The organism is Streptomyces sp. NPDC002104 (assembly GCF_053593795.1).
On the sequence record NZ_JBSFDF010000003.1, the window covers coordinates 149,601 to 163,762 of the forward strand.

Genomic DNA, 14,162 nt, shown 5'->3' on the forward strand with positions numbered 1-14,162 from the left:
CTGCCCGCGGGGACTGCGCCGACCGGAGGGACTGCGCCGACCGGGGGCCTCCCGGTCAGTGCTCCGCCGCCAGGGCGAGCTGGCGCTCGCGGTCCTGCCTGAGCAATTGCGGGATGGCCCCGCTCGGCGCCACGCCCAGCTCCGCGGAGAGCAGTTCCTGATAGCCGCGGTAGCGGCGGTGCGCGTCGGCCACCTCGCCGGCGAACAGGCAGGACTGCACGGCGATCCGCCGGGGCCCCTCCCGCAGCGGGTCGGCCTGGGTGGCGGCGTCGGCCAGTTCGAGCACCGCCGCGTGCTGCCGGCGCTGGAGGTACCTCTCGGCGAGGCGTTCCAGCGTCTGGACGCGCTGGACCCTCCACTTCTCCTGGAACGGTACGAGCCAGTCGTCGTCCCAGTCGTTCAGCAGCGGATTGCGCAGGACGCTCCACGCCTGCGGCAGCCGGTCCCCGCCGGCCACCGCCCCGACCGCCCCGACCGCCCCGGACACCGCCGCGATCAGCCGCGCCGCCGCCCGGTAGTCCACCTCGACGTGATCGGTGAGGGTGATGGTGGTGTGCGAGGCCCGCAACAGGCCACCGGCCGTGGCCTGATTCAGCCGCCACAGGGTCTGTCTCAACCGGGCGCCGGCCCGGTCGGCCGGGGCGTCGGGCCACAGCCGGCCGGCCAGGTCGACGCGCCTGAGCGGACGGTCGGCGAGCACCAGGGCCGCGACGAGCCGTTGCTGGATGTCGCTGAGATCGGCGACCCGTTGGCCGGTGCGGCAGACGAAGCCTGGCAGCAGCGATATGTGCACGATGCCTAAACCGGTGGGGTTCATCGCACCTCTCGGGTCGCCCTTTGGGCCGCCGGCCGCCGGGTGGGCGTTCCCTTGGTCCCGATTTCCACGTTCGCTTCACATGAGCTTCACAATGGCCGTGGTACGAGCGTGAGGCACGGTCCGGAGGCCGTCAACACCCGTGAGCGGTGCGTTCCAGCCGTCCCCGTCGCCTGCGCAGGACGTCCCGCCCGCGCTGCGTATGTCCCCTTCGCGGCTCCCGCACAACCCACATTCGTGGGGTTGTTTCACGGGTCCGCCGCGCGCAGTCTCGGTTGCGTCCCCGATCGAACGCGACAGCGAAAGGTGGAAGCATGTCCTTCAACGCCCTGGAGTCCCTGCGTGCGGCCGGTGTCATCGGCGGCACGATGGCGCCCGCTCTCGAGGAGTTCTACGCCAGCCTGACCCCCGAGGAGACCAAGGTCCTCATCTCGACGAAGACCCGCCTCGCGGCGATCCTGCCCGACGTGGTGGCGCACTCCCAGGACTGGACCTCCCCGGAGGCCACGAAGGAGGGCTTCGACGCCGCGATGCTGTGTGCCTGCGGCCTCTGGTCGGGATCGGGCCAGGCCGAGAACTGACCGTTCCACAGGCGGGGTCCGGCGGCCTTCCGCGTCGGGCCGCGCCTGTGCCAGTCCAGAGAGGAGGCGGGATGCGCGGAAACCTGGTTCGGAACCTGTCGTTGTTCGAGGTGCCCAACGACCTGACGTACTTCGTGCACGGTGAGGACCACCTCGTGGTCAACCCGGAGGTGGCCGCCCGGCGCGTCCTCTCCGGACGTGAGTTTCGGGTCCTCGAGACCCTGGCGGCCGCCCGGGCCCGCGGGGAGGAGCCGGCGCTGGAGCAGAACGAGGAGACGGAACGCGTCCTCGCCAAGCTCATCCTGAGCTGGATCGTGTACTTCAACGGCAACAAGCCCAAGGTCAAGCTGAGCGAACCGCCCCTGGGCGTCGCGTACTACGCCATCACCGACGGCTGCAACCTGCGCTGCCCCTACTGCTACGCCTCCTCGGAGAAGTGCCTTCCGGGCGAGCTCGACACCGCCGAGTCCCTGGACCTGGTCTCGCAGATCGCCGACTTCGGCGCCGGGACGATCATCTTCACCGGCGGCGAGCCGATGCTCCGCAAGGACCTGTTCCAGATCGTCGAGCACGCCAAGAACAGCGGCCTGAAGGCCAATGTCATCACCAACGCGACGATGATCCGGACCGCGGAGAAGGCCCGGCGGTTCGCCGAGCTCTTCGACGCCGTCACCGTGAGCCTCGACGGAGGGACGGCCGAGACTCACGACCGCACCCGCGGCAAGGGCGCCTTCGCCAAGACCCACCGGGCGATCCAGCTCCTCAACGAGGCCGGGGTGGCGCCGGCCATCAACCACATCGTCACCTCGGACAACATCCACGAGCTGGAGGACTTCGCCTCCTTCCTCGACGGGATCGAGATCCACAGCGTCCGCCTGATGAACCACAACGACCTGGGCCGGGGCGCCGACGACACCTACGACTTCGGGTGGCAGGACCACCTGGACGTGCAGCAGCTCGTCTGGACCTCGCCGGTCGCCGGCAAGCTCAAGCCGGACGGCCCGAGGCCGGTCACCGCGTGCTCGGTCAAGGGCAACTGCGGCATGGGCGGGCACGAGATCTATGTCAACTCCCTCGGCGACGTCTACCCGTGCAAACTCGTCACCGGCAAGGGGGAGTTCGCCGGAAACATCAGGAAGCAGCGGCTGTCGGAGATCTTCGCCAGTACGGTGCTCACCTCGATGCGCCGGAGCACCGTGTACGGCGGGGAGTTCCACGCCGACTGCGAGAAGTGCTACATCAAGGCGAGCTGCGGCGGCGGCTGCCGGGCCGCGCACATGTCGGAGTCCGGGGACCTGCGGCGCAACAGCCGCCACCTGTGCCGGATCCTGCGGCACGGAGTCACCACCCAGCTCTGGCAGGAGACCGGGGTGACCCGCGCCGAACTCGCCCTGAGCGGCGAGGAGATGACCGTCCCGCGACTGGTCGCCACCGGCGAGGTCCACGAGGCGCACGAGCAGTGGAAGACCTGGGTCCGCCCGCCGGCGCCCGTGCCCGCGATCAAGGTGGGCGAACTGATTCCGATCATGCCGGTGAACAGGAGGCTGGGCGATGTCCCTGCACATCAGTGACGCGGTGATCTGGCAGGAGAGCGGGGACGGCATCTCGCTCTACCACAGCGAGTCCGGCGACTTCCGCACCCTGAACGCCACGGCCGCCCAGATCTGGGCGCTCGTGGAGAGCGACGGGGACCGGGAGACGGTCATCAGGAACCTGTCCCTGCTGTTCGGGGGGCACAACCCGGTGATGACGGCCCGCATCCGCGCGGAGGTGGACGCCTTCATCAGCACCATGGTCGAAGCGGGCCTCCTCGAGGAGACGCAGGCCGGCACGCGGTCCCCACGGAGCGAGCCGGCCGCCCGGTCATGACCAGGGCCGTCGTCCTCGGCGGAGGCTTCGCGGGGGTGCTGGTGGCCAAGGTGCTCTCCCGGCACGCCGACGAGGTCACCGTCGTCGAGGGCGGCCGGTACCCGGCCGGCCCGGGGATCCGGCCGGAGCTGCCGCAGGCGTACCACAGCCACGTGCTGGTGACCGCCGGCGCCGAAGCCCTGGACGCGGTGCTCCCCGGCACCCTGGAGGCGCTCCTCGCCCGCGGCGCGCACCGCCGGGGCCTGCCGGACGGAGCGCTGATCCTGAGCGCGGACGGCTGGTTCCGCCGCCACGAGACCGGGGCGTACATGGTCTCGTGCAGCCGCTGGCTGATGGACCACGTCATCCGGCAGCGGGCCCTGGCCGACGGGGCGGTCACGGTACGCGAACGCACCCGGGTCCTGGGACTCACCGGGGACGCGTCCCGCGTGACCGGCGTCGTGGTCGCGCACGAGGACGGCTCCCGCGAGACCCTCGGCGCCGATCTCGTGGTGGACGCGACGGGCCGGCGTTCCCTGGCCGGACGCTGGCTGACCGCGATCGGCGGACCCCGGGTCGAGGAGGAGGTGGTCGACCCGGGGCTGGCGTACTCCACCCGGATCTACCGGGCGCCCGCCGCCCTCGCCGCCGGCCTCCCGGCCATCATGGTGCACCCGCGGCCGGAGCACGGCCGTCCGGGGTACGGGGCCACGCTGTTCCCCATCGAGGACGGCCGGTGGATCTTCACGCTGACCGGCACGCGCGAGGCCCGACCGCCTTCGGACGAGCCGGGATTCACCCGGTGCGCGCGCTCGCTGCGCTCGCCCATCGCGGCGGACCTGCTCGCCGCGGCCGAACCCCTGGGCCCGGTGCGGCCGTTCCGGGCCACCGCGAACCGCCGCAGGTTCTTCGAACGGCTGCCCCTGCCCGAAGGCTTCCTGGTCATCGGCGACGCGCTGACGGCGGTCAACCCCGTCTACTCGCACGGGATGTCCGTCGCGCTGCTCGGCGCGCTGCGGCTGGACCGGGAGCTGAGCGAGCGCGGCGCCGAACCCTCGGTGCTGCCCGCGGTCCAGGCCGCGGTGGCGGAGACGGCCTCGGAGTCCTGGCGGATGGCGACCGAACAGGACCGTGCGCGGGCCGTCGCGGAGGGCTCCGGCCCCGCGGGAGGGCCTGCGGACGGGCCCGAGGGAGGGCCTGCGGACGGGCCAGCGGGAGGGCCTGCGGACGGGCCAGCCGGAGGGCCCGCGGAAGGGATCGCCGGAGGGCCCGCGGAGGGACCCGGGGAAGGGTCTCTGCGGGGAACCCGTTCCGCAGCAGGGCAGTTGATGCGGGCCAGGGTCTCCCGGGCGGTGCTCGGCAGTCCCGTGCTGATGACCCGGCTGTTCCGCGCCCAGACGCTCGTGCCGTCCGGGGCGGCCCTCCTCCCCGCACCCTCCGCCGGCCGCCCCGCGGCCCCGCCGCTCGACACCGACGAGGCGGTCGCGCAGTTCCCCGGTCTGCGCGACTGGTGGTTCTCGCAGCGCGGCGTCCAACCACCCACCCCGGGAAGGGAACCGTGACCGCGCGCACCGTACCGCTGATCCCGCACTCCGTCCTGTTCGGCAACCCGTCCCGCCTCGTGCCCGAGATCTCCCCGGACGGGACCCGGCTCGTCTACCTGGCCCCGGACGACGGCGTGCTGAACGTGTGGTCGGCGCCGGTCGACCGCCCCGGGGAGGCGGAGCCCGTCACGCACGACCGCGGCCGCGGCATCCGCACGTACGGGCTGTGCCACGACGACCGCACCCTCTTCCACCTGCGCGACCAGGACGGCGACGAGAGCTGGCGGGTCCACCTCGTCGACCTGGTCACCGGCCGGGAGCGCTGCGCCACCCCCTTCGACGGCGTCCAGGCGAGGGTGCTGGCCCACAACCGGTGGCACCCGACGACCCTGCTGATCGCACTGAACAAGGACCGGCCGGGGCTGCACGACGTCTACGCCCTGGACCTGCTCACGGACCGGCTCACGAAGGTCGCGGAGAACCCCGGGTACCTCAGCTGGATCGTGGACACCGACCTGCGGGTGCGCGGCGGCACGGTGATGAAGCCCGACGGCGGCCTGTCCGTGTACCTCGACCCGCCCGGCGGACCGGGCGCTCCGGGCGGACCGGACGGCGCCCCGCCCTGGCTCGACGTGCCCTACGAGGACGCCATGGGGACGCGTGTCGTCGGCTTCTCGCGCGACGGCGCCACCGTCCACCTCCTGTCCTCCATCGGAGCCAACGCCGGCCGCCTGTTCGCCGTCGACCTCGCGACCGGGCGGCGGACCCTGCTCGCCGAGGACCCGGTGTACGACGTCAAACAGGTCGAGTTCGACCCGGTGAGCCGCCGGCCGCAAGCGGTGCTGTTCGCGAAGGACCGCGACGAACGGGTTTTCCTCGACGAGGAGTTCGGCAAGGACATCGGCCGGATCCGCGGCGAGCTCGCACTGCTGTCGGTCGACGGCGAGATCTACGTGGACCGCACCGACCGGGGCGACCGGCTGTGGACGGTGTCGGTGGTGACCGGAGCCGGCCCCGTCCTCTACTACGTCTACGACCGGCCGGCCGGGACGCTGCGTCACCTCTTCAGCCACCAGCGGGAGCTGGAGGCGTACACGCTGGCCCGGATGGAACCCTTCGCGTTCACCGCGCGCGACGGTGTCACCGTCCATGGCTACGTCACCTGGCCGCCCGGAGCCGAACGCACGGGCCTGCCCGCGGTGGTGAACGTGCACGGCGGGCCCTGGGCCCGCCACACCTTCGCGTTCGACGAGGAGGCGCAGCTCCTGGCCAACCGCGGCTACGCCTGCGTCCAGGTCAACTTCCGCGGTTCGACCGGCTACGGCAAGCACTTCCGCAACCTGGGCGCCAAGCAGTGGGGCGCCGCGATGCAGACGGACCTGCTCGACGCGGTCGACCACCTCGTCGCGGGCGGCGGCATCGACCCCGCCCGGATCGCCATTATGGGCTGCTCGTACGGGGGTTACGCGGCCCTGGTCGGCGCGGCGTTCACCCCCGAGGTGTTCACCTGCGCGATCGATCTCTGCGGCCCGTCGAACCTGCTCACGCTGCTCGCGGCCGGAGCCCCCTACCGCACCGCGCTGCGCTCCTTCATGCACGCGCAGGTGGGGGACCCGGAGACGGAGCGGGCCATGCTGTGGGAACGTTCCCCGCTGTCCCGGGTCGACGAGATCCGCATCCCGCTGCTGATCGTCCAGGGCGCCAACGACGTCCGCGTGCCCCGGGCGGAGGCCGAGCAGATCGTCGCGGCCCTGGAGGCCAAACAACTTCCCTACGAATACCTGCTGTTCCCCGACGAGGGGCACGGGCTGGCCCGGCCCGCCAACCGGCAGGCCTACTACGCCGCCGTGGAGCGGTTCCTCGCGGAGCACCTGGGCTGATTCATGCGCGTATCCCCTCAGGCCCCCTCAGGTGAGGGCCGCCCGCACCAAGTTCGGCAGGTGCAGGCGGGTCTCCGCCTCCTCGTGGGCGGCCCGGACGAAGCCGCCGCCCGTCAGCGCGCCCAGTTCGTCGACCAGCCGGCTCATCGGGCGGCGCAACGCCTCGGCGGCCTCGCAGACGGTCAACGCCACCTTGAACTCGGCCAGTTCACCGAGCAGCTTGCGGGGTTCGGGGTCCAGCCGGTCGACCCCCGACCGGATCGGGCAGCCGATCGTCCCGGGCGCACCGACGGGCCGATGGGCCGCCGGCAGTTCGAGCAGCTCGGCCGCCGGCATGTCCGCGAGCCGGCGCAGGCTCAGTACCCCGCAGCCCGCGGCCGCCGCTTCCAGCGCGGCCGGCAGGCCGTCCAGGGTCCGGCACAGCCGCGCCGCCGCCATCGCGTCCGCCCGGCCGAGCACGAATCCCGGCCGGACCTCCGACAGCCGGTCCACGAGCAGCCGCACCGACGGAACGGCGGCCAGGACGTCCGGGGACCCCGCCCCCGCCCCCGCCCCCGTCCCCTCCGCGTCCGGACCGGGGACGGCCAGCGGCGCGAGCACCGTCCCCTGGACGCCGGCCGCGTTCCACGGCGCCCGTGACGTACTGACCACCCGGATGCCCGGACAGTACGCCAGCAGCTCCTCCACGCCGACCGGGTCCCGCGCGTCCGCGACCCCGTCGAGCACGAGCAGCAGCTCGTGCCGGCCGATCAGCCGGCACACCGCGGACACGTCCTGGGCGCCCGACTCGACGAGCAGGCGCAGGGAGCGCAGCAAGGGGCCGAAGGCCGTGCCCTGAGCGGCCGGGGCCACCGTTCCCGACCCGATCCACAGCACCGGCCAGCCGCGCCGGGAGCCGAGCCGGGCCGCCGTCTCCGCCGCCACCCGCGACTTGCCCACGCCGGCGAGCCCCGAGATCGAGACCATCCGGCGGTGGTCCGACTCCAGGGCGCCGACCATCGCCCGGACCTCGACGTCCCGTCCCAGGAGGGCGTTGACGGACCGGGGCACCGCCGGGCAGGGCTCGGCCCCGGCCGGAGCGGGCCCCGCGCCGCCGCTCAGGCCCGCGGTGACGAAGAGCTCCCGCGCCAGGCCGTCCAGACCCAGGGCGTCGGCGAGCAGCCGGACGGTCTGCATCCGCGCGTTCACCCGGCCCGACTCCAGGGCGCGGATGGTCCGCGGGCTGATCGTCGACAGGTCGGCGAGCGTCCGCTGGGTGAGCCCGGCCCGGACGCGCTGGGAGCGCAGCAGATCGGGGAACGACGGAGCCTCGGCCTCGGCACGGTGGACCATGGGCCAGGAGGGTAGGAGGGACCCGTTCCCGCCGCGTCTCCGGTGCGTCGCCGCCGCGTCGCCGCCGCGTCGCTGCCGCGTCTGCGCCGCGTCTGCGCTCCGTCTCCTTCGGCCGTCAGACCACCTTCGAACCCGGGTGCGAACCCCGGTCCAGCAGATCCAGCGAGATGCTCAGCAGGGAGACGGCCAAGGGGTCGGACGCGTCGACGACCGCGTGCTGGGACAGCCGGGACACCAGCTCTCCCAGGCGCGGCCCGCCGCTCGCGGCCTGCTCGCTGCGCCGCAGCAGCGCGAGGCTCAGGGCGGCCTGCGTGGCGAGCAGACCCAGCAGTTCGATGTCGTCGAGTTCCCGCCCGGGAGCGTGCTCGCCGTGGACGTGGCGGTCCAGCACCTCGATCACACCGATGCACTCCCCGTCCGCGATGAGCGGGGCGGCCATGATGCTCGCGGGAACGTATCCGGTGGAGGCCGCGGCATCGCGGGCGAACCGGTCCGTCGCGCCCACGTCGTCCGTGATCAGCGGCTGTCCGCTGGCCGCCACCCAGCCGGCGATTCCGGTGCCGGGCTCGAAGCGCCGCCCGACCAGGCCCTGTTCGCCCTCTCCCGCCACCGCCGCGAAGATCAGCTCGCCGGTGTCGGGGCTCACCATGAACACCGAGGACGCGGCCGCCCCGTAGATGTACCGGGCCACCGTGACGACGGACTGCAGGAGCCGGCGTTCGGTGGCCATCAGATCGTGCGGCCAGGGTTTCATTCTCCCTCTCCTTCTGCGTGGACGTTCGCGGCGCAGTGGTACAGGACGCTCTTGAGCTGGAACGGCGTGAGCCACGGATGCTTGCTCAGGACGAGGGCCGCGATCCCGGCCATGTGCGGCGCCGCGAAACTGTTGCCGGTGTTGCGGACCGTGCCGCCGCCCAGGCTCGCCACCGGCACGCGCACCCCCCGGGCACGGAACTCGACCGGGGGAGCGGCGTTGTAGTAGAAGCGCATGCCGTCCGGTTCGGCGTGGCTGGCGACGGAGATCACCGAGGCGAAGTTCCAGGGGAAGCTCTCCAGGGGCAGGTTGTGCGCCGCCGCCACCACCGCGGTCCGGCGGAAGTAGGCGCGGTCGCACAACTCGGCCAGCCGGTCGCGGAATTCGACCCGGGTCGTCGACAGGCTCATGCTGATGACGTCGAACCCCTCCTCGATCGCGAAGGCCAGCCCGGCGATCAGCGCGGAGGCGCTGCCGGCCCGTCCGTCGCCGAGCACCTTGAGCGAACTGATCGACACCCGGGGCGCGAGGGAGCGGATGATCCCCGCGCAGGCGGTCCCGTGGCCCGCGCCGTCCTGCGCCTCGCACTCCTCCACGCGCGGAGCCCGGCCCTCGGCGGTCACCACCTGCCAGGCCCGCTCGACCGTACCGACCAGCGGATGCCCGGCCTGGACGCCGCTGTCGAGCACGCAGACCCGTACGCCCTCTCCGCTCGCGCCCTCCCACGCCCAGCGCGGGCCGATCCCTTCGAACAGGGCCGTCGGCAGGGGGTCTTCGGGGTCCCCGCCGGCCGGCATGCTCCACGCGGGCATCCCCGACGCGTGCGGCCGCCGCTCGCGCCGCCAGGGCGCGCCGTTCACCTCCATGCCCGCATCCATGCCCGTACCGCCTCCAGCGGTTTCACCGCGCCGACCGCCGCGTAGCTGTCGGCCGCCAGCCCGGCCATGGCCCGGGCCTCGGTCCCCTCGCCCAGCAGGCGGTGGGCCCGGGCCAGGTCGAAGCAGACCTCGCCCCGCAGGCACGGGTCGTCGAGGTCCCGGAGCAGGCGCAGCACCTCGGCACGCAGCACCTCGGCGGGCACCTCGGCGCGCACCGGCTCGGCGCGGCCCCGCGCCGCTGCGCCCAGCACGGCGGCCGTCAGGCACAGGATCCGGCCCCGGACGTCCATCTCCTCGCGCCGCGCCAGCAGTTCGGCGATCCTGCGGGCCGCCTCCTCCGGCCGGTCCCGGCGGCCGCACTCGCGGGCCGCCTGAACCCGCATGGTCAGCGCGACCGGTACGTAGCCGGCCCGTTCGAGCGCGTCCGCCGCGCGGCCGAAGCGGCGCTCGGCCTCCGCGTGCTCACCGTCCAGCGAGGCGGCCAGCGCCGCCACCTGATCGACCAGGACCCGCCCCATCGTCAGCCGGAGCTGTACGACGACGGACTCGGCCTCGGTCAGCGCCGACCGTGCACCGCTGCGGTCCCCGGTCAGCGCCAGGCAGCGGGCGCGGGCGGCCAGCGCGGGCAGGGCCAGGAAACGGTCGGCGGCGAACCGCTCCAGGAGCTCCGCGCAGCCCGCGAGCTTCTGCGCCATCGGACTCGGCGACCACTGCCGGATCTCGCACAGGGCCACCAGCAGCCGGTCCTCCTCGTACGCGTCGGCGGCGGCCCGGGCGTGGGCGAGCGCGGCGGACACCGCCTCCTCGGCCTCCCCGAACCGGCCGTGGTCCAGGTGGATCAGCATCCGCAGCTGCTCGAACCGGCACAGGGCCGACCGGTCGGGCTCCTCGCCGTCGAGTACGGCCCGCAGCCCCTCCACGTCCGCATCCGAGACCCTGCCGCGGCGGGCGACCAGCAGGAGCCGCTGCACCCGCACCAGGGCGGGAGCGGGGGCGGTGTCCGGGGCGGCGCCGGTCCCGGTCCCGCCGGCGGTCCCGGTGTCGCGCCACGTGCTCTCCTCCACGACCTCCAGCGCCCCCCGGGTGTCCCCGGACAGCATGAGGGCGTCGCTGAGCCGGACGGCCGCCACCGACCGGCAGCGGTCGGGCCCGCCCCGCGCCAGGACGAGCGCCCGTTCGAGCAGTCCGATCGCCGTCGGCACGTCACGCCGGCGCAGCGCCACCGTTCCCTCGCCCAGCAGGGCCCCGGCCGCCTCCCGGGCCAGCCCGGGCAGCTGCGGATCGTCGGGGCGCAGCCCCCCGAGGAGCCGGGTGGCGGCCTCCAGATGGAAGCCGGGACTGAAACCGTGCTCCGCCAGCCGCCGGTGCCAGGTGACGCGCTGCTCCTTCTCCAGCCGGCCGTACGCCACTTCGTGCACGGGCTGCTGGACGAAGCGGTAGCCGCCCTCCTCCGCGGTGGCCCGGAACAGCCGCTGACCGGCGAGTTCCGCGACCGCCGCCGCCGGAGCCGGCTCGCCCAGCAGCGCGAGCTGCTCCAGGGTGAACGAGGGGCCGATCACCGAAGCCGCGCCCAGCAGCCGCCGGCCCGGCGCGGGCAGCCGGTCGATCAACGCCCCCACCATGGCCGTGATGCTCGGCGGCACCTCGTCGACGGTCCGGCCGTTCCGCAGCCAGTCCATCATCAGCCGGATGTACAGCGGATTGCCCGCGCTGTACAGGGCGACCCGGTCCACCTGCCCGGCGAGGTCGAGCCCGTGCAGCTCCACCTCGCCGCCGCTTCCGGGCCCGGCCAGCGAGAACGCCAGCCGCGCGCTGTCGGCCGGGACCAGCGCTCCGAGCTCGATCACGTCCGCCTCCCGCGGGCCGGGAGCCGGCGCTGCCCCGGGAGCCTGCGGCGACCAGGGAAGTTCCCTCCCGGCGAGCTCCGGCCGGGACACGCAGACCATCAGCAGCGGAAGCTCGCGCAGCCCGTCCATCAGCTCGCCGATCAGCCCCAGGAGCGACTGCCCGGCCCACGCGAGGTTGTCCCACACCACGACGAGCGGGTCGCGGGCCGCGGCGGTGAGCAGCTCGCGGGTCGCCCAGGACACCTCCTCCACGCCCGGGCCCGGGACGGCACCGGCCCGCCGGGGGAGGGAGGCGTCGCGCAGGGCCGCGAGCACTCCGGCGATCCGCTCGTCCGTCCGCAGCAACTCGGCGCAGGACGGCGCCCGCCGGGTGAGCGCGTCCAGCATCTCGACGAGGGCCCCGTAGTTCCCGGCGGTCCCGTACGCCTGGCAGCTGCCGAACACGGCGACGGGCGTCGCCCCGGCCGCCACGAGGTCGTCCACGGCCTCCCGGACCAGGCGGGTCTTGCCGATGCCGGGCGGCCCGAGGACGGTCACCAGTTCCGCGCGCCGGTCCCGGGCCACCCGGTGGTAGATCCGGCGCAGCCGGTGGCGTTCGGCGCCGCGGTCCACCATGAGGGAGTTCTCGCCGGCCCCGTCCGCGGCCGCCTCACCGGTGACCACCAGCACGGGGACCGGTGCGGACTTGCCCTTCAGCGCCACGGGCGGCACCGGGACCATCGTGTAGTGCGGGCGGGCCAGATGCGCCACGGTCTCGTTCACGATGATCTCCCCGGCCACGGCCAGGGACTGGAGGCGTGCGGCGAGGTTGACCACGTCGCCGACGACCCGGATGCCGGCCCGGGCCGAACGCGTCACCAGCGCCTCACCCGCCGCGATTCCGCAGTGGACCTCGACCGGGGCCGCACCGGTGGCGGGCGTGCGCAGGCCGCGGACCTCGGCGCGGATCCGCGTGGCCGTGCGCAGTGCCCGCGGGGCGTCGTCCTCCTGGGAGGTGTCGGCTCCGAAGACCGCCATGACGGCGTCGCCGATGAACTTCTCGACGACGCCGCCGTGTTCCTCCACCGCGACCGAGCAGATCTCGTAGTACTCGTCGAGCAGCCGTTGCAGCGGCTCCGGGTCCACGCGTTCGGCGAGCCGGGTCCACCCGACCAGATCGAGGAACAGGACGACCACCAGTCTCCGGCTCATGCGGGGCTCAGAGCAGCTTCAGGTCGTGCGCCCACACCTCGGCGTCCGCACCGGAATCCGCCTCGACCAGCCGCAGCTGGACCGATACGACGACCGACGTCTCCTCCTCGGTCAGGCCCGCCAGTACCTCGCGCTGAGCGGTGCTCAACTGGTCGACCGGAAGCCCGGCCTCGCGCAGAGCGGTCAGAGGGTCGAACACGTCACCCACCCCTTTCACGGGGCCGCACGGCGGCGGCCAGACATCGATCGGCAGGAGCCGGTGGACGTAGCAGTAGGCCACCAGCTCCGCCCTGTTCCTGCAGTTGAACCGGTCGAGCAGGACACTGATCTCCTCGCCCACGGTGTGCCTGCTCAGGCGCAGCGCACGGGCCACGCGGTCGGTCGTATGACCCCGCGCCACCAGGGCCACGAGCACCAGGCCCCGGCTGGAGATCTCGGCACCCCGTAACGCCGTCACCGGCGCGAGTTCCTCACGACGCACTCCTCACGACGCCTCCTCACGGCGCACTCCACACGGCGCGCTCCTCACGACGTACTGCGTACGAACAGCTCACGGACCATGACGGCGGCCATGAACGAGACGCCGTGCCAGCGCGCCTTGCGTTCGAACCAGAGCCAGTCCCCGTCCGGGTTGGCCTCCAGGAACACCACGTCCCCGGTGTCGGACACGAGCAGGTCGAACGCCCCGTAGCGCAGGTTCCAGGCGGCGCACAGGGTGCGTACCGCCTCGGCCGCGGAGCGGGGGCAGTCGACGCGCGTCACGGTGACGCTGTCGGGATCCGTCATCGGGCTCGACGGATCGGGCTTTCGAACCTCGAAGGCGCAGATTCCGCCGTCGAGTTGGTAGACGCGCAGCTCGCGCTGGTGCGGCACGTACTCCTGGACCACGACCGGGCGCCCTCCCCGGCCGCCCGGGGCCGTTCCCGAGCCCCGTTCCACCGCCTCCCGGCCCGCGACCGAGGGCAGGCAGGCCTTCCAGCCCAGCCGGTCCGGCTCGAACAGCCGGAAGTCCGGAGTCTTCACCACGAGGGTGGGCGCCCCCACCTGGCGCGCCCCCGCCGGCACGTCGTTGGTGACGACAGTACGGGGCGTGCGCACGCCCAGAGCGCGCGCCCGCGCCAGCTGGCCCGGCCCGACGACCGTGCCGCCGGGCAGTGCCGTGTCCGCCGTGTCCGCCACCTGCCGCAGGAACCCGGACCAGGACTCCGCCCGCAGCGGATTCACCGAACCGGCGGGCCTCGCCTGCGCCATCAGCGCGCAGGCCGAACCGTGCCGCACCCACACCACGGCCGGTCTGACCCGGCGCCCGCCGACGTCCAGCAGACCGGTGTCCACGTCCAGAGACATCGCCGTCGACATGAGTTCGTCCTGCCGGATCAATAGAGCCGGAGTTTCCAGAGGGCCCGTCAAAGCATCCCGTACGACCTCCAATTCACGGCCGCCCGCGCAATTCACCAGAACCACAACGGATCTGCCGTCACGGTCTTCCGTCT

At 73.4% G+C, this 14,162-nt stretch carries 12 protein-coding genes; 5 read left to right on the forward strand and 7 right to left on the reverse strand.

Features of this window, described 5'->3' with window-relative positions:
* Window positions 1-55 precede the first annotated feature (55 nt).
* A complete protein-coding gene (locus tag ACWCP2_RS04360) occupies window positions 56-817 on the reverse strand; it encodes an AfsR/SARP family transcriptional regulator (protein ID WP_450907061.1) in 762 nt (253 codons plus the stop codon).
* A 311-nt stretch (window positions 818-1,128) separates the two neighbouring features.
* Between ACWCP2_RS04360 and ACWCP2_RS04365 the strand changes: the two genes are divergently transcribed.
* The 5 genes from ACWCP2_RS04365 to ACWCP2_RS04385 all read left to right on the forward strand — a co-directional run bounded on the left by ACWCP2_RS04365 (window position 1,129) and on the right by ACWCP2_RS04385 (window position 6,667).
* The gene (locus ACWCP2_RS04365; protein WP_266884495.1) at window positions 1,129-1,395 is read left to right on the forward strand and encodes a StsA-related sactipeptide RiPP; all 267 of its coding nucleotides are present in this window, start codon (window positions 1,129-1,131) and stop codon (window positions 1,393-1,395) included.
* 71 nt (window positions 1,396-1,466) lie between these two features.
* Window positions 1,467-2,966: a StsB family radical SAM/SPASM domain sactipeptide maturase gene (gene stsB / locus ACWCP2_RS04370; RefSeq protein WP_450907062.1), complete on the forward strand. Its 1,500-nt coding sequence runs from the start codon at window positions 1,467-1,469 to the stop codon at window positions 2,964-2,966.
* Window positions 2,947-3,264, forward strand: coding sequence for a PqqD family protein (locus ACWCP2_RS04375; protein ID WP_450907063.1), 318 nt, complete (start codon window positions 2,947-2,949; stop codon window positions 3,262-3,264). The genes stsB and ACWCP2_RS04375 overlap by 20 nt, the downstream gene beginning before the upstream one ends.
* The gene (locus tag ACWCP2_RS04380; protein WP_450907064.1) at window positions 3,261-4,805 is read left to right on the forward strand and encodes an NAD(P)/FAD-dependent oxidoreductase; all 1,545 of its coding nucleotides are present in this window, start codon (window positions 3,261-3,263) and stop codon (window positions 4,803-4,805) included. The genes ACWCP2_RS04375 and ACWCP2_RS04380 overlap by 4 nt, the downstream gene beginning before the upstream one ends.
* Window positions 4,802-6,667 (forward strand): S9 family peptidase, encoded by a 1,866-nt coding sequence (locus ACWCP2_RS04385; RefSeq protein ID WP_450907065.1) that lies wholly within the window; start codon window positions 4,802-4,804, stop codon window positions 6,665-6,667. The genes ACWCP2_RS04380 and ACWCP2_RS04385 overlap by 4 nt, the downstream gene beginning before the upstream one ends.
* A gap of 27 nt (window positions 6,668-6,694) precedes the next feature.
* Here the strand turns inward: ACWCP2_RS04385 and ACWCP2_RS04390 are convergent, their stop codons facing one another.
* The 6 genes from ACWCP2_RS04390 to ACWCP2_RS04415 form a co-directional block, all read right to left on the reverse strand.
* Window positions 6,695-7,999 (reverse strand): helix-turn-helix domain-containing protein, encoded by a 1,305-nt coding sequence (locus ACWCP2_RS04390; RefSeq protein WP_450907066.1) that lies wholly within the window; start codon window positions 7,997-7,999, stop codon window positions 6,695-6,697.
* Window positions 8,000-8,114: 115 nt separating this feature from the next.
* Window positions 8,115-8,753, reverse strand: coding sequence for a GAF domain-containing protein (locus ACWCP2_RS04395; protein WP_450907067.1), 639 nt, complete (start codon window positions 8,751-8,753; stop codon window positions 8,115-8,117).
* Window positions 8,750-9,619, reverse strand: a complete 870-nt coding sequence (locus tag ACWCP2_RS04400) for a S8 family serine peptidase (RefSeq protein ID WP_450907068.1) — start codon at window positions 9,617-9,619, stop codon at window positions 8,750-8,752. The genes ACWCP2_RS04395 and ACWCP2_RS04400 overlap by 4 nt, the downstream gene beginning before the upstream one ends.
* The gene (locus ACWCP2_RS04405; protein WP_450907069.1) at window positions 9,610-12,669 is read right to left on the reverse strand and encodes an AAA family ATPase; all 3,060 of its coding nucleotides are present in this window, start codon (window positions 12,667-12,669) and stop codon (window positions 9,610-9,612) included. The genes ACWCP2_RS04400 and ACWCP2_RS04405 overlap by 10 nt, the downstream gene beginning before the upstream one ends.
* Before the next feature lie 7 nt (window positions 12,670-12,676).
* On the reverse strand, window positions 12,677-13,150 hold the full coding sequence (locus ACWCP2_RS04410; RefSeq protein WP_450907070.1) for an aroma-sacti cluster domain-containing protein: 474 nt from the start codon (window positions 13,148-13,150) through the stop codon (window positions 12,677-12,679).
* Between the two features lie 44 nt (window positions 13,151-13,194).
* Window positions 13,195-14,028, reverse strand: coding sequence for a hypothetical protein (locus tag ACWCP2_RS04415; protein ID WP_450907071.1), 834 nt, complete (start codon window positions 14,026-14,028; stop codon window positions 13,195-13,197).
* Window positions 14,029-14,162 lie beyond the last annotated feature (134 nt).